We start from the raw sequence: 15,709 nt of genomic DNA on the forward strand, positions 1-15,709 counted from the left end.
CGGCAAAAGCCGGGCTGGTTTTTATATTTTTCAAAGTGGCTGTGGCTCAGAAAACAAGAAGCCTTGGCTGTAATCAATTCCCAGTTCCAGCAGTTTGTCCTGCACTGCCTGCGAATGCACAAACTCGGCAATTGATTTAATACCACTGTTTTTGCAGAAATATGCAAACGCTTTCACGATTTCATAGCTTTTACTGTCGGTATCGATTTGTTTGATATAGCGGGCATCAATTTTCAGATAATCGATCTCCAACTCCAAAATGCGTTCAAAGTTAGAATACTCGGTGCCGAAATCATCGATGGCCAACTTAAAACCAATGCGTTTTAAATCACGCAATTGCTTGAGATGGTTGTTCTTGCTTGAGCTACTGATCCCTTCGAGCACTTCAAGAATAACGCGTTCGGGTGTCACACTGTAGGTATTACAAAGCTCATTAAGAAAATTGGAAAGGTACTGCCCATTTAAATCATGCTCAGTGATATTCACCGAGAAGATGTAGTCCTTTTTGCTCATTATTCTGAACGCTTGACGGGCTATTTGTTGAGTGATTAAGGGTAACATCCCGGCAACCTGCGCCGCTTCAATAAAGCTATATGGCGAAATGACCTTGCCGTCATGAATGATGCGCGCGAGGGCCTCAAAATGGGTGATACGGCCATTGTGGTTGTTGCGTATTCCCTGGAAGAACGGTACCAGCAGCTCGTTATTCAGTGCAGTATGAATAAGGTTGTTTGCCTCGACAAAAACATGCCGCTGTGAAGCAACCCGTTGTCCGCACTCCTGCTCCAGTACCACACAACTAAATTTACCTTGGGCTTGGCTTTGTCTGAGTGCCGAAGAAGACAAACGCAGTAAATCAGCATCCCCTATACAACCCCCAAAAGACAGTGAAATATAAACACTCACGTCCCCCGCCGTTACCTGAGAAAACGAAAAATGTTGATGAAGCGCCCGGGCAATTTCTACCAGATCGGTGGGCTGATTAAAGAGCAACACAAACTTTCCAGCATCAATACCCACGTAGCAATCGGCCTCGACCAGCTTCATGATCTGACTGGCCGTTTCTCTTATCAAACCGTCGCACGCATCGAACCCATACGCTTCATTGAAATAACGCAGGCCATCAAGTCGAATGGCCAACATCCATTTCTTGCCGCCTCTGGCCAGTTCTTTTGCTAGCAAGGCTTTATTCGACAGGCCGCTCAGTTGGTCGGTGCTGGCAAGGTAAAGATTCTCAGCCTGCGTTTTCTTTAACTCGGTTAAGTCGGTATATATGGCAGTGTAATGATGGGTTCTACCGCTCTCGTCTTTAACCTGGTTTACCGACGACCATTGCTCAAGAATCCGCCCGTCGGCATGACGGTTTTTAATTTCCCCACGCCAGTTACCCCGGGTGGTCACTTGCTCCCAGAAAGCCTGGAAAAAACCGGCATCATGCTCACCACTTGAGATGAGCGAAGGGTTCTTACCCAATGCCTGTTCACGGGAATAGCCAAACATTTCGCAAAAGGCATCATTCACTTCCACGATTTTGTGCGCTGCGTCGGTGACAATCATGGCTTCTGAAGAATAGCGGAATATCGATGACAACATATCTAGCGATCGGTCTTGAATACGCCGTTCTAATTCTGCCGCCACTCGATAGGCTGCCATTTCAAACAGCAGCACAATTTCATCAATGTCATCGATGGGCGTTTTGTTTAGGGCTACAATAATGCCCAGTACCTCCCCCTGGGAACTGTGCAAGGGCACACCGATATAACTTTCAGCGCCATAGTCGACAACCATTTGATCTTTCGGGAACATGCCCTGCACATTGGCGGGGAAGCAGCATATCTGATCACGAGACACAAGATGGCAAGGTGTATCTGCCAGCGAATAAGTCATGTCTGGCTGTATAACGCCGCTATCGCAAACTGCCAATGTTGAACAGGTGTTCATTTCATTGTGAACTTCGCCCACCATGATGTAATCGCATTCACAAATTTCGGCCAAGCCCATAACGATGTGATTGAAATACGCTTGCCCACGGGTTTGGCCTACATACTCTGAAAATCGACGAAGCTTGGAAGTTAAATCATGCATGGGTTAAAGAATCATTCCGTAGAGAGATTTGTGGCGAAATTTGACACAATACTCGCGCAGATAAAAATGTCATTCAACAAGGCCTAATCCTTTAAAGCACTCGTCGGATGTGTTTCATTTATAACGATAAAAGTCGCGCACGATAGCATAAGCGATTTGTTATTAGTTGACCTGTATCAAGCTTTTACATGAGTAAAAAGGACACATCGATTACCTTGATAAAATCGCCGGTGAATGACCAGATGAAAGCCTGAAAAGCCCGTTTCGTTGCTTTTTTGCAACAGGCCTAAGAATGACTGGGCAGCGGCAACACATCAGCCAAATGACCGAAGCGTTGCGCTGCGTTTGGAGAAGAGACTAACTAGCTTGGTTGATTATTTTTAAGATGACCAAAAGTAGCAACACCGGTTGCACGTTCGGGGAGAGATGCTTCTCCTTTGGCCACTTTTTCCCGCAAGTACCGATAGGTTTGCAGCGCTTGGCTGTACATATGCTCACCAATACTTAATGGTTTATACTCCGTGCTGCCATCGTCAAACTGCGCCAGCGGACGAATTAATGTGTGGTAGTCACAAGCAAAGAACAGTGGAAAGGAATAGCGCTCTTGGGCCACCTTTCTTACTCTGTGGGAAGTCGCCACAAATTTACCAGCAGTCAACACTTCCAGCATATCGCCGATATTGATAACAAATGCCTCTTCGTCACCGTTTTTCATCGGCGGCGCATCTATCCATTCTCCATTATCGTTCATCACTTCCAGGCCAGGCTGATCAGCAAGCAGCATGGTAAAACATTCATAGTCTGTATGCGCACCAATGCCCGGACGGTCCTCTGCATTTTCATCGAAAGGGTAGTGGATTAAGCGTAGCTTTGATGGCGGACAGGAAATCATGGAATCGAAGTGATCTTCCGGTAGGCCTAGCGCAAGTGCAAACCCTGAAAATAACGTTTTACCCAGAGCAAAAAGCGTTTCGTAATAATCTAATACTGGCGTTTTAAAATTCTCTAGCTCAGGCCATTCGTTCTGCCCAATAAGCGGCGTGTTTGCTTGTACCAAAGGATGATCGTCAGGTGCGGGAAAGCCAACATCATAGGCTTCTTTTTTGTCTGGCTTCCCGGTGCCGTAAATTTCTTCGCCTTCTGGCACGAAACCTTTATGCGTTGCTGAACTACCAATGTAGTACTTCATCTTTTCAGCTTCAGACTGTGCAAAGAAGCGTTTCGCCGCATCACGCAGCGCTGCAATCTTTTTCGCTGGAATGCCGTGTCCGACAACATACAAAAAGCCAACATCCCTGGCGGCTTTACCCATGTCTTCGGCAACTTTTAAGCGCGCTTCAATGGCATCATTAAATAAGCCTTCAATATTAATTACCGGTATTTCAGTAAAGGTGTTCGATGTCATAAATTCCTCAACATATTTTATTGTTGTGGGTGCAAGCAGCGCCTCCTCTCGAAGAAGCTAAGCCATTTCGCACACCGCTGACATCAATAAAAACACAAGCTAGAAGAACTGAAAATACGAGAAATGTTATGTTTTGATTGTAAAAAACAGAAAACCCGCTCAGTAACGAAATTCTTGTACTTTGGTAATCGGTAAAAGCGTATTTTTCTGCGATCAATTTTGCCTTTTTAATCGTATACTGGTTTCAAACAAGAAACCGACTGCTGCTTGTATGACATACCCGGGTTAGGTAAATTTAAATTACAGCAGTTTCCCCGCTTTTTCAGAGAGATTCATGGCAGCCACAAAAGATTTACGCAGAACAAAAACACTTCTGTTTGATATCCTGCGCCCTGAAGCAGGTTTTTTCCAATTGGCTATTGGCTACGGGCTGATGATCGGCTTGCTCACCCTGGCCGTTCCGTTTGCGGTTCAAACATTAATCAACACCGTGGTGTACACAGCCTCTATCAGTGCAGTACTGGTTATCAGTGGTATCTTGTTTTGCACGCTTTTGCTTTACGGGTTGTTCAGCGCCCTTCGTACCCGGGTTATGGAATACTACGAGCGCCGTATTTACAGCCGGTTAACGGCTGATTTAGTGTTAAAAACCATTCAGGCTCCGCATCAGTTCTTTGAGGGGCGGAAAAACACCACCATCACACACCGTTATTTTGAAGTGATGACCTTTCAAAAAAATATGCCTTCTTTGATGGTCGATGGCTTTGCATTACTCTTACAAATGCTGGTGGGTTTAACACTTGTTTCGTTTTATCACCCGTTTTTATTCGCCTTTAACGTGATCATTGTAATCATGATGTACCTCATCTGGCGCACCTTGAGCACGCAAGCAAAGACCACGGCTATCGACTTATCCGACTCTAAATACGCCACAGCGAAATGGCTGAGTGATATTTCTTCTGCCCATGTGTTTTTCAAATCCAGACGCCACATTGAACATGCCGCCGATAAAACTGAATCTGTGATTAGCCGGTATGTGAGCTGCCATTCCGACCACTTTACCTTTACCTTTTCACAAACCGTGCTGTTCCTCATTATCTATGCGCTAGCAAGTTCAGCACTGCTTGGTTTAGGCGGCATTCTGGTGGTTCAGGAGCAATTATCGGTGGGCCAACTGGTTGCCGCCGAGCTCATTATGTCGGCAGTCTTTCTTGGTATTTCCCGTTTCAGTGTGTATTTGAATCTGTATTACGAATTGTATGGCGCCGCTGAAAAATTGAATGCGGTACTGAGTTTGCCGCAGGAAGAAGTACATTCTTCAGGCCAGAAATTGAATGGTCACAATGCACTGAGCTTTCAGCAAACCGTGTTAACACAAGCCGATGAATCGGTAGTGCTGGATATGGCGCTGAAAGAAAATGGTAAATACTTCGTGATTACCTCACAGGCGTGGCAGCAACGTAAATTGATGACTGTGCTGAAACGCTATGAATCACCTGATACGGGATGGATTGAGTTGGGTGGTCTTTCTCTCTCCGATTATCAAACCAGTGATTTGCGACAGGCCATCGCGATGGTTGATCGTTCACTTATTATTGAATGTTCAATTCTGGAATATTTGCGGCTAGATGCCAGCGACATAAGTGAAAAAGAAATTTATGAAGTGTTCAGGCACCTTCAATTGCAAAGTACATTAAAACGGCTCGAGGATGGGTTGCAAACGCAGCTTTCTCAGCTTGGTCATCCTTTGCAGCCGATGGAGTTTTTATTATTAAAAACTGCTGCAGCCATACTGTCTAAACCGGGTGTGATTGTGTTAAATCAGCATTTTGATGCCATTCCTGAAGCCATTCGCGGGATTATCCTGCGCTACCTTGATACCTTGCCGGTTACGGTGCTTTATTTCACCAGTAATCCAGACAGAACCGTATTCGACGGCACCGTTGTGCTGTCTGAAGACTCATCGCTGATAACCCATCTTCCGGAATCAGGCCTAGGAGATAGCCATGAGTAACGATCAGCATCTCTTTATGAGCAAGATGTCGACATTACAGGCGCAGCAGGTGCCCACCTGGTACAAGAAGGTAGCTTGGTCATTGTTCCTCATCGTGCTTGTTGCTGCCGCAATCCTCTATTTTGCGCCATGGCAACAAACCGCTTACGGCACCGGCGTTATCAGTACTCTGAACCCTGCCGATCGGGCGCAGCCTATCTCCGCGTTGGTTCCAGGCCAAATTAAAACCTGGCATGTTCGCGAAGGACAAAAGGTAAAAGAAGGCGATCCTATTGTGACGCTGGTTGATACTGACAAAGCGCTGGTTGAACGCTTACAGGCTCAGGTTAAAGCAGCAGAACTGGAGTTAGAAGCCGATTTGATGGCCGTAGAGAACGCCAAGGCTAACCTTGCAAGACAAAAGCGCTTGCATGCGGAAGGACTGGTTTCCATGCGCGATATTGAAGTGACTGAAAATACGCTACAGGAGCGTCTTGCTGCCGCAGCACAGTCGGAACAAGATCTAAACTCCATCAACTCATCCCTTGCCAGACAATCAACACAAACGAAATATGCGCCTCAAGATGGCACAGTCACCCGCTTACATTCAGGTGGTGTATCTACCCTTGTAAGCTCTGGCGCAGTGCTTGGCTACTTCATTCCCGATGGCGTAGAACGCATGGTTCGGGTGAAAGTAAATGGCCTTAACGCGCCGCTAGTAACAGAAGGCCGCCGGGTAAGACTACAATTTGAAGGCTGGCCAATATTTCAGTTTAGCGGTTGGCCGGGAACGTCAATTGGTACCTTTGGCGGTCGAGTGGCCATTGTTGAACCCGTTGCCGACCCGAGCGGCTTATTTAATGTCTGGATTAAACCTGAATCTGGCAGTAAGCCTTGGCCTAGTGAAACCTTTGCTCGTCTCGACAGCCGGGTAAACGCCTGGATCTTGTTAGAGGAAGTCAGCTTAGGTTATGAGCTGTGGCGACAACTTAATAATTTCCCGCCGGAAAACGTGCGAACCGGCACCGAACAAACAGTGACAAAGTAGTAACGATGAGTAAGCGCTTCTCTCTATTAATTGGGCTTTCAGTATTTTTGATCAGTCACGGTGTGTTGGCAAATGAGCCTGTTACCGCCGAAAAAGTATTGCAGTCGATCTTAACCAACCACCCAAAATTGCTGGAATTAGAGGCCAAAAATGGTCAGCGTCTGCAGGATATGGCTTACGCTGAAGCCGCTTTCGATATTCAACTGGAACAAGACACGGCGCTTCGCACCAGCGGCTATTACAGCGGCGATTACTTGTCTCAACGGGTAGTGAACCCACTTGGTACTGCAAACGCTAAGTTCAAAGCAGAATACCGCATTGGTAACGGCGATTTTCCCTATTACGAGCGCGAATATGAAACCTTATCCGGTGGTGAGGTAAATATTGGTTTTGCAATGTCGTTATTGAAAAACCGGGAAACCGATAAAAAACGTATGGCGATAGAAGATGCCAAAGTGGGGCTTGCTCAGTGGGATGCAGAAGCGGCATTGGCACTCAACGAACTCGTGTACAACGGCCTTTCCGCATATTTGGACTGGTACGAAAGTCACCTTAATGAACAAATTTATGCTGCGCTGGTTCAAACCACGAAACGTCGCGGTAACGCCATCGATACTCGGGTGCGAGAAGGCGATCTAGCCCGCATTACCCAAACAGAATTTGAAGTAACGGTAATGCAGCGTGAATTGGCGTTACAGGCAGCCAGCCGCAAAGCCGCTCAAGCCAGAGAGAAATTAGCTTACTACTATCGCGACAATCAATTTCAGCCCATAAACAGCGCGCAGCTGAATGAAGTGCCAGATGCGATTGCTTGGCCGTGGCAAGCGGGAAGCGTTAACCCAGCATCATTAAATGGTCTTATTCCGCGACATCCGGCGCTACAGAGCCTGCGCGCAGAGTGGCAACTGGCCAAAAACAAATACCGGCTGGCAGAAAATGCGCTTCTGCCTACCTTGGATATCGAAGCAAAAATAGCGCGAGACATCGGCAACGGCCCAGAAAACCTCACTGGCACAGAAAGCAAAGTGGGTTTGCAGTTCTCCATGCCTTTAGGCCGCCGACAGGCAAAAGCTGAAGCCAGCAAAGCGTCATTAAAACTTCGCGAAATTGATGCAGTTATTCAAGCGACAGAAGATGCTCTCAAGCGCGATATGGCCGTTGGCTTGCAAGCCCTGCAATATGGTCAGAATATGTTGGTTCTGCAACAAAAGCAGGCAGCACTAAGCGAAGCGCTGTTTAGCCAGGAGCGGAAGCGATTTGAAATGGGCGACAGCGACTTGTTCCTACTCAATAGCCGGGAATCCCAAGCAATTTCCGCCAGATTAGATGCGGTAAAAGCAGAAATAGAAATCATGCGGGTGGTGTTAGCGGTATATTTTCAAACGGGTTTACTTGCCGACCCCTCTCTCATTGCAGACATGTAAAAAGCAGCCACCCCGAAGGGTGGCTTCCTCGTACCGTTGACGGGCACTGCCAACGATACAGAAATGCCGAGGGTACCCAGCATTTCCTGCGTGCTGAATCACAGCACTATTCAGCCACATCGGGTTAGTTAAGGGATAAACCGACACCAGACTAAATGCGTCTTAACAGCGCACCACCTTTTTACTCCCCGGAAATGACGAGTTCAGGCGTTCTGCACTGGGCTATAGTAAAAATATCCGCAAATAAGACATCGATGTCAACATCGATGCAACATTTTTTTAACGAAAGCATTTGCTATTTAGCATGCGCTTGTGTCATAAAAAGACCTATGCACCGGTCTAGCAGGTATTTGAGTAGCGTGCGCTGGCAATCAATAGGGCGAGTTACAACGCAACGTTGTTAAATTATTATTCGCCCGAAAGATGACATCGAAAGACAGATAAATCACCGTTCTGTCTTTATCCACATGGAGATACTAATGCGTGAGATTTTAATCAGCCTCGCCCCATTATTGCTGGCTTTTCAGGCTTATGGTTCGTTACTGCCCATCCCTGTTCCGGAAGAAAAAAAGGTCAGGGTATTTGTAGTAACAGATGCAAAAAATGAAGCTGATGATCAGTTCGCCATCGTGCATGCCTTGTTGTCGCCAAAACTAGAAGTCAAAGGCATTATTTCCTCTCAGTTTGAAAACACATCTCTGCAAATGGGTCGGCCGGTAGGTTCAATGGAAGCGGGACTCAAAGAAATCAATTACATCCTGTCGCTGATGGATATTAGTGAAGACATTGCCGTTTACAGAGGTTTAGAGCTCGCGCTTGAATCTGCAAATGGGATTGAAAACGAAGCCGCCAGAGCAATTATTACTGAAGCAAAGAAAGACGACCCTCGACCGCTATTTGTCATTTCTTTTGGTCCCCTTACCGACATGGCTAACGCGCTGCTGTTAGCACCAGAAATCGGTGAAAAGGTCACTTCGGTGTGGATTGGTGGTGGCGATTATCCGAAAGGTGGTTGGGAATACAACCTTTCCAACGACCCCGTTGCTGCAAACGCGGTGTTTGCATCCAATGTAACCAACTGGCAAATTCCCCGAGCCGTGTATACCACTATGCGAACAAGCCTTGCTGAACTAACCGTTAAGGTTGCGCCCTACGGAAAAATTGGTGAGTATCTGGTTCAGCAGATGCACGAGTTCAACGCCTGGGCATCGGCCAGATTCCCCGATATTAATTGGCCTAAGGGCGAATCCTGGAGTTTAGGAGATAACCCGGCCGTTACAGTGCTTCTTGATGAACACGAATACGGCTATCGAGAACAAAGCGGCATACAATTCGCGAAAGAGAGTTTCGAGTATGAGCAGCATGATGAATTGAAATCGTTTCGCGTCTATACCTTCGTTGACCCTCGCTTTACTCTGGAAGATATGTTTAGCAAAATTCAACTTTTCGACCAGTTAGACAAGCAACCGCGGAAATAATCAGCTACACCTGAATAATGAACTTACACACAAACATATTAAATTTTGAGCCGATTGGGCTTACAATTGCAACGAATAAGAATAATTTATGAGGGAGTTGTGTGTACTCCCATTGCCCTGCTATTGGAAAGTGAACAATGAGTAAAGCAACAATTGGCGACGTGGCAAAGGCCGCGGGTGTTTCGAAGAAAACCGTATCTCGGGTATTGAATAACGAGCCCGGTGTTCGTAAAACCACCCAAGATGCCGTTAATGCAGCCATAAGAAGTCTGGATTACGTACCAAATCTGAACGCCAGACGTTTACGCACTAATCAATCTTACCTGATTGGTGTGCTTTACATTGACTATCCGAGCAACTTTTACGGTAGCCTCATTCTTAACGGAGCCATAAAAGCCTGCGACAAACTCGGTTACGACTTGCTCATACGCCCTTTTGAAGGCGGCTACGATGCACAAATGATTTCCGCAGCACTGAAGCACATGGTTGAACGCTCTAATGTCGACGGTTTCATTGTTGTGCCTCCGTTGTGTGAAGACGAATCGGTTATCCAAGCGCTGCAAGAAACCGATACTCCCATCGTAAAAATTGCCTCTCTAAATCAAGACAGTCATATCTCTATTCACAGCGACGAAAAGGCAGGCGCTCAGCTAGCAATTGAGCATTTGGTCAATCTTGGGCATAGCAAAATAGGCTTCCTGAATTATCTGGTGGGTCACGCTGCTGGTAAATGGCGTTATGAAGGGTATAAAGAGGCGCTTGAAAAGCACGGTATCGAAGAGAATGCCAACCATGTGTGTCAGTTTCGTTATGGCGAAACCACCCTGGAACAAGCCTGTAGAAAGATGTTGAGTCAAGCCGACAGACCCACCGCCATTTTTACAGCCAACGATTCATCTGCTGCAGTGGTTTATCGTATTGCATCCCAACTTAAACTGCGCATTCCTTACGACTTGAGTGTGGTGGGCTTCGATGATGACCCCGCTGCGATGAATCTTTGGCCACCGTTGACGACTGTCAGTCAACCGGTTGCAGAACTGGGTTATAATGCCGCTACAATTCTGATAGAGCAGTGCATTCGTCATAAAGCGAAAGTCGCACTGCCACTGTCGCTACCCGAGCTGGTGATTCGAAACTCTACCGGCCCATTACCGGAATAAGTGTGCCATTACGATCTGAGAGCCAGCTAGAAACAGCGCTTCAAAGAAGAAAACGACATCAACATATTACCAGTTGGGTGATGGTAACCAGTGTGCTGTTACTCACTGGTATATTTACCTACACAGCACTGAATTTTGATGCGTTATACGACCCCTACCGCAGTGTCTACCCTCGACTGAGTACGGTATTTTCGCCACTAAATATGGTGGTTATCACTGTGCTTGCCTCGGTAAATGGCTTCAGTATTTATAAACTTCGTCATGCGAAGGCACAGCTCGCACTCAGTGCCTACATGCTTGTGGCGGGCATGCAAGCAAACAATGAATCCCATCCCGCGTTTCTCAATGATTTTCTTAAAGCCGCAGGGCTGCCACTAAACTATTCGCTTTCTATGGTAAAGAAAATGAACATGCGACATTTCATGTCATCTTCAGGGGCAATTAATCGCGCGATTCGCCGTCATGAAAAAGAATGGATTGCACTTAGCAAACAGGCTTGAGTGGAGAAATGAAGGCGTGTAAAGCGCTGTCACAACGTAAGCTGTGACAGCGCAGTATTATCAGCTAAGTCCCAAGTGGCTAGCATGAAATTGCAGGTGTTCGTCAACAAACGAAGCAATGAAGAAATAGCTGTGATCGTAGCCCTCATGCATATTCAGAGTAAGTTGCGTGTCACTCTTTTGCGCAGCGTTTATAAGCGCCTGAGGCTTCAATTGCTCTTCAAGAAACTGATCCGCTCTGCCCTGCTCTACCAGCAGCGGAATATAATGCTGCTTCTGCGCCAGTAATACTGAAGCATCATACTCACGCCAGGCCGACTCATCGTTACCAAGATAACCACCAAGGGCCTTCTTACCCCACGGGCAATCCGACGGATTTGAAATCGGGCTGAATGCCGATACCGATACATACTGCTCAGGATTCCGTAAACCGATTACCAATGCGCCATGGCCGCCCATGGAATGCCCGCTAATGGCTTTTTCACCGGTTACTGGCAGATTAGCTTCCACAAGTGCAGGCAGCTCTTTAGTGATGTAATCGTACATCTGGTAATGCGAACTCCACGGCGCCTGTGTCGCATTCACATAGAAACCTGCCCCAAGGCCCATGTCGTAAGCCTGATTGTCATCATCTGCCACTCCCTCTCCCCGGGGGCTGGTGTCGGGCGCGACAATCGCCATGCCAAGTTCTGCCGCCATTTTCATTGCGCCGGCCTTCTGCATAAAGTTTTCGTCTGTGCAGGTAAGTCCAGACAACCAATACAGCACAGGCACTGGATTTTCTTTGCTGGCAAATGGCGGTAAATACACCGCGAAAGTCATTTCGCAGTTTGTGGTTTCTGCTGCGTGACGGTAACGACAATGACGTCCACCGAATGCGCGATTCTCACTAATAAGTTGCATAAATTTCTCTATATTGCGGCTAAATATTGCTAAATCCCGATTTCACAGTAAAGGGTGTAATGGATTTTAAATCAACATCGTTTACACTAACGGCCAAATTTCAGAGGTAAATAACAATGCTTAAAACGGTTGGCTATAATCTGCGTGGCACTGTGTCAGTGCTTGGCTACTTTTTCAATACTGTTTTCTGGTTTATCCCGATTTTTATCTTATCGCTGCTCAAGCTACCGCCAATTGCACTTTGGCGCCGCGTGGTCTCTTACCCACTGGACGCGTGTGCAACCGCGTGGATAGGTGTGAACAACCTGAACCAGCGCCTGCTGAGCAGTACGAAATGGACGGTAAACGGAATTAGCACATTAAAACCCGACGACTGGTACCTGGTCGTGGCCAATCATCAGTCCTGGGTAGATATTCTGGTTCTCCAACGGATTTTCAACCGCAAAATTCCATTTTTGAAGTTTTTCCTAAAACAAGAACTCATCTGGGTCCCCGTACTTGGACTCGCCTGGTGGGCGCTCGACTTCCCGTTTATGCGTCGCTATAGCAAATCGTTCCTGGCGAAAAATCCGCATCTAAAAGGCAAAGATATGGAAACCACTCGGAAAGCCTGCGAGAAGTTCAAATCCAAGCCTGTCAGCATCATGAATTTCGTTGAAGGAACGCGGTTTACAGTAGCCAAACATCAGCGACAACAATCTCCCTTCACGCATTTGTTGAAGCCGAAAGCCGGTGGCATCGCATTTGTACTTAGTGCCATGGGCGAGCAGTTACACAAACTCATAGATGTCACCATAGATTACCCCGGTGGTGTGCCTAGCTATTGGGACTTTGTGTGCGGCAAGGTGAAAGAAATTCGTGTGAATGTGGCAGTAACGCCCATTAAAGAAATCATTGAAGGCGGCTTTTTCAACGACACGTATTTTTCTGATCCGGCGCAAAAAGCGCGATTCCAACAGTGGTTGAATGAGCGCTGGAAAGCGAAGGATGCCCACCTTGACGCATTAAATTCAACGCAGGCTCCGCTATGAGAAAGCTGTTAGCCCCTCTAATATTTCTCATTCACACACCGCTTCAGATCTTTAACCTAGCTTTCTGGGCGTCGATCATAATCGTATGCGGAATATTGAAACTGGTATTGCCGTTCCCGGCGATTCGTACACTTTTGATCAGCATCATGCACCCGGCTATGCAGGCGTTTGGGGCATGCAGTGTGCTGCTGATTAAACTTTTTAATCCGGTCACAGTAGATGTGCGTATCGATGGCACCTTATCGCCACGCAATTGGTATCTACTGATATCAAATCACCTGAGTTATCTGGATATTGTTCTGCTGATTAATTTATCGAAGGGTCGTATTCCCCCGCCCAAGTTTTTCCTTAAAAAAGAGCTTATCTGGCTACCCTTTGTCGGTTTGGGTGCATGGGCTCTGGAAATGCCGTTTATGCGGCGATATTCGCGCAGTTACCTAGAAAAGTATCCTCATCGAAAGGGGCAGGATATTGAAACAACCCGACGGTCTTGCGAAAAGTACAAGGCACAACCAACAACCGTCATTAATTTCGTTGAAGGCACGCGTTTTACTGCCGTGAAACATAAAAGTAAAAAAAGTCCGTTTGCTCATTTATTGCCACCAAAAGCAGGGGGTATCGCATTTACTCTTGCTACCATGGGCCACCTTTTTACTAACTTGCTGGATATCTCGTTGTTATACCCTGGCGACGTAAAACACCCAATGATGGCAATGTTGAGCGGTCAGATGCGGCGTATCATCATCGACGTCAATGTACTCGATGTGCCAGAAGCAGTCCGGGGGGATTATTTCAGCGATGACGCATTCCGCGGCCGATTTCAAACCTGGCTTAACGAATTGTGGTCAGAAAAAGACACTCGAATTCACCAGTTACTGGAGCCCTGAACGTGCAAATTGCATCTTCGATCAGAGAGATCTTCGTCCATACTGTTAAGGACATTTTTCCCGACCTCACCACAGACACGATTCTCTACAACAGTCTTGGTATCATTGCGATATTCTTAGTCGCTCTCACGTTCTATGTGATCAGTCGCGTGATCCTGAAAGTGCAGGTGGCGATGTTGGTAAAGAAAAGCCGCAACAGTTGGGATGACGCACTGTACAGCCACGGTTTCTTCCGGCGACTAACTCACCTGGTGCCCGCACTGGTCATCTTTTTGCTCACCCCCGTACTGATAAACGAAGACAATCTGATATACGGCTTCATGCTTAAAGCTTCTCTGCTTTACATGATGCTCACCGCCCTACTCGGTATTTTTGCTTTATTAAATACCGTGCAAGACGTCTACAACGCGTCTTACCTGGCGAAGCGCGCTTCCATCACCGGTTTTATTCAAGTTGCTAAACTCGCTTTTTCAGTGATTGTGCTTTTACTGTGTATTTCACTGGTGGTGAACAAAAGCCCGCTCATCATCATGTCAGGCTTAACCGCACTGGCTGCGGTGTTGCTATTGATTTTCCGCGATACCATTTTAGGGTTTGTAGCGGGGATCCAAATCGCTGCCAACCGTATGTTTAATACCGGAGACTGGATTCAAATTACCAAGTTTGAAGTAGACGGTGAGATCCTTGAAATTGGTCTGACAAACGTGAAGGTTCAGAACTGGGATAAGACCATTTCCACATTACCAAGTTATTCACTGACCACAGAAGCGGTAAAAAACTGGCGTGGCATGCAGGAGTCTGGCGGTAGACGCATCAAACGCGCGGTGTATATCGATATTCATTCGGTAAAACTGTGCGATGCAGACATGCTGGATCGATTTCGCCATATTCGTTATATCACTGAGTATATCGACAACAAGGTCAGTGAGTTGCAGGCATATCACAAAGACAGTTCCATCGATGAAACCGATTTATTGAACAAACGCAGTATGACGAATATCGGGACGTTCAGGGCCTATCTTGAATCGTACCTGAAAAAGCACAAAGACATTAATCAGTCGCTTTACCTGATGGTTCGCCAACTGCCACCGAACGAACTGGGATTACCACTGGAAATCTATTGTTTCAGTAGCAAGAAAGAGTGGGTGCAGTATGAGAAAGTTCAGGCTGATATTTTCGACCACATTCTGGCTATGATGCCCATGTTCGGATTGCGCGCTTACCAACGCGATAGCCACTTAATGAACTGGGACCCGTTCGCTAATGCGCCCCATCCGGGCATTCAACACAAAGCCGATGTGACAGAATCGGGCAATGAAACAGAAAAAAGTAGCGAACGATAATTTGCTAACTGTCAGATACAAAAAACGGCGCTTTCTGCGCCGTTTTTGATATGCGAAATATTCAGAGTATGGCGTAAGCCATCAATACACAGACCACCAGTCCAGATACGCCAAAAAAGCCATACTCCACTTTTTCCTGCATGCCCTCAGCACCGGCTTTGGCTGTCATAAAGCCCATGATGATGCTGGCTAAACCCAGTGCAAATGCCATCACACATGCACCGAAACCTACTGCTGTAATCCACTCGCTCATATTCTCAAACCCTTAGATTCATTTCGTTACAACTCTGCGCTGTTCAGAGCATTAACGAAAGGCATAAACTGAACACTTATTATGCATCAAATTTTACTTATTGCGTAATCTAAATGCATTGCTAACCCGGTTATTTGATCTTGGTCAATTACGCTAATTAGTTCGTCATTTCACTAATTCTCAGTTAACGAATAACCTA

Annotated in this window: 13 protein-coding genes; 9 read left to right on the plus strand and 4 right to left on the minus strand. The window is 46.6% G+C overall.

Features of this window, described 5'->3' with window-relative positions; translation table 11 throughout:
* Positions 1–30: 30 nt before the first annotated feature.
* Complete coding sequence (locus ACXAFQ_RS10895; protein WP_474821544.1) at positions 31–2,085, minus strand: sensor domain-containing phosphodiesterase; 2,055 nt, start codon at positions 2,083–2,085, stop codon at positions 31–33.
* A gap of 361 nt (positions 2,086–2,446) precedes the next feature.
* Positions 2,447–3,490: an isopenicillin N synthase family dioxygenase gene (locus tag ACXAFQ_RS10900; protein WP_474821547.1), complete on the minus strand. Its 1,044-nt coding sequence runs from the start codon at positions 3,488–3,490 to the stop codon at positions 2,447–2,449.
* A 334-nt stretch (positions 3,491–3,824) separates the two neighbouring features.
* Between ACXAFQ_RS10900 and ACXAFQ_RS10905 the strand changes: the two genes are divergently transcribed.
* From ACXAFQ_RS10905 to ACXAFQ_RS10930, 6 genes are all read left to right on the plus strand, one after another.
* Positions 3,825–5,504 (plus strand): ABC transporter transmembrane domain-containing protein, encoded by a 1,680-nt coding sequence (locus ACXAFQ_RS10905; protein ID WP_474821550.1) that lies wholly within the window; start codon positions 3,825–3,827, stop codon positions 5,502–5,504.
* The gene (locus ACXAFQ_RS10910; protein ID WP_474821555.1) at positions 5,497–6,531 is read left to right on the plus strand and encodes an efflux RND transporter periplasmic adaptor subunit; all 1,035 of its coding nucleotides are present in this window, start codon (positions 5,497–5,499) and stop codon (positions 6,529–6,531) included. The genes ACXAFQ_RS10905 and ACXAFQ_RS10910 overlap by 8 nt, the downstream gene beginning before the upstream one ends.
* 5 nt (positions 6,532–6,536) lie before the next feature.
* Positions 6,537–7,955 (plus strand): TolC family protein, encoded by a 1,419-nt coding sequence (locus tag ACXAFQ_RS10915; RefSeq protein ID WP_474821559.1) that lies wholly within the window; start codon positions 6,537–6,539, stop codon positions 7,953–7,955.
* A gap of 479 nt (positions 7,956–8,434) precedes the next feature.
* Positions 8,435–9,433: a nucleoside hydrolase gene (locus tag ACXAFQ_RS10920; RefSeq protein WP_474821562.1), complete on the plus strand. Its 999-nt coding sequence runs from the start codon at positions 8,435–8,437 to the stop codon at positions 9,431–9,433.
* A gap of 137 nt (positions 9,434–9,570) precedes the next feature.
* Entirely contained in the window at positions 9,571–10,593 is a 1,023-nt protein-coding gene (locus ACXAFQ_RS10925) for a LacI family DNA-binding transcriptional regulator (protein WP_474821566.1), read from the plus strand.
* A 2-nt stretch (positions 10,594–10,595) separates the two neighbouring features.
* Positions 10,596–11,093: a hypothetical protein gene (locus ACXAFQ_RS10930; protein WP_474821570.1), complete on the plus strand. Its 498-nt coding sequence runs from the start codon at positions 10,596–10,598 to the stop codon at positions 11,091–11,093.
* Between the two features lie 60 nt (positions 11,094–11,153).
* On the opposite strand, the gene fghA is transcribed toward ACXAFQ_RS10930, so the two are convergent.
* Entirely contained in the window at positions 11,154–11,996 is an 843-nt protein-coding gene (fghA, locus tag ACXAFQ_RS10935) for an S-formylglutathione hydrolase (protein ID WP_474821574.1), read from the minus strand.
* Positions 11,997–12,112: 116 nt separating this feature from the next.
* Between fghA and ACXAFQ_RS10940 the strand changes: the two genes are divergently transcribed.
* From ACXAFQ_RS10940 to ACXAFQ_RS10950, 3 genes are read left to right on the plus strand one after another with little or no spacing between them, the layout of a single operon-like run.
* Complete coding sequence (locus ACXAFQ_RS10940; protein ID WP_474821577.1) at positions 12,113–13,027, plus strand: acyltransferase; 915 nt, start codon at positions 12,113–12,115, stop codon at positions 13,025–13,027.
* On the plus strand, positions 13,024–13,914 hold the full coding sequence (locus ACXAFQ_RS10945; RefSeq protein ID WP_474821581.1) for an acyltransferase: 891 nt from the start codon (positions 13,024–13,026) through the stop codon (positions 13,912–13,914). Before ACXAFQ_RS10940 ends, ACXAFQ_RS10945 begins: the two co-directional genes overlap by 4 nt.
* A 2-nt stretch (positions 13,915–13,916) precedes the next feature.
* A complete protein-coding gene (locus ACXAFQ_RS10950) occupies positions 13,917–15,257 on the plus strand; it encodes a mechanosensitive ion channel family protein (protein WP_474821584.1) in 1,341 nt (446 codons plus the stop codon).
* Between the two features lie 61 nt (positions 15,258–15,318).
* Here the strand turns inward: ACXAFQ_RS10950 and ACXAFQ_RS10955 are convergent, their stop codons facing one another.
* Positions 15,319–15,510 (minus strand): hypothetical protein, encoded by a 192-nt coding sequence (locus ACXAFQ_RS10955; RefSeq protein WP_070127639.1) that lies wholly within the window; start codon positions 15,508–15,510, stop codon positions 15,319–15,321.
* Between the last annotated feature and the right edge of the window lie 199 nt (positions 15,511–15,709).

Source organism: Alteromonas sp. ABH2_165, from assembly GCF_056159945.1.

Bases quoted from the DNA above. Each gene is read 5' to 3' on its own strand.
- ACXAFQ_RS10895 (WP_474821544.1), bottom strand. From the start codon at position 2,085: ATGCATGATTTAACTTCCAAGCTTCGTCGATTTTCAGAGTATGTAGGC.
- ACXAFQ_RS10900 (WP_474821547.1), bottom strand. From the start codon at position 3,490: ATGACATCGAACACCTTTACTGAAATACCGGTAATTAATATTGAAGGC.
- ACXAFQ_RS10905 (WP_474821550.1), top strand. From the start codon at position 3,825: ATGGCAGCCACAAAAGATTTACGCAGAACAAAAACACTTCTGTTTGAT.
- ACXAFQ_RS10910 (WP_474821555.1), top strand. From the start codon at position 5,497: ATGAGTAACGATCAGCATCTCTTTATGAGCAAGATGTCGACATTACAG.
- ACXAFQ_RS10915 (WP_474821559.1), top strand. From the start codon at position 6,537: ATGAGTAAGCGCTTCTCTCTATTAATTGGGCTTTCAGTATTTTTGATC.
- ACXAFQ_RS10920 (WP_474821562.1), top strand. From the start codon at position 8,435: ATGCGTGAGATTTTAATCAGCCTCGCCCCATTATTGCTGGCTTTTCAG.
- ACXAFQ_RS10925 (WP_474821566.1), top strand. From the start codon at position 9,571: ATGAGTAAAGCAACAATTGGCGACGTGGCAAAGGCCGCGGGTGTTTCG.
- fghA (WP_474821574.1), bottom strand. From the start codon at position 11,996: ATGCAACTTATTAGTGAGAATCGCGCATTCGGTGGACGTCATTGTCGT.
- ACXAFQ_RS10940 (WP_474821577.1), top strand. From the start codon at position 12,113: ATGCTTAAAACGGTTGGCTATAATCTGCGTGGCACTGTGTCAGTGCTT.
- ACXAFQ_RS10945 (WP_474821581.1), top strand. From the start codon at position 13,024: ATGAGAAAGCTGTTAGCCCCTCTAATATTTCTCATTCACACACCGCTT.
- ACXAFQ_RS10955 (WP_070127639.1), bottom strand. From the start codon at position 15,510: ATGAGCGAGTGGATTACAGCAGTAGGTTTCGGTGCATGTGTGATGGCA.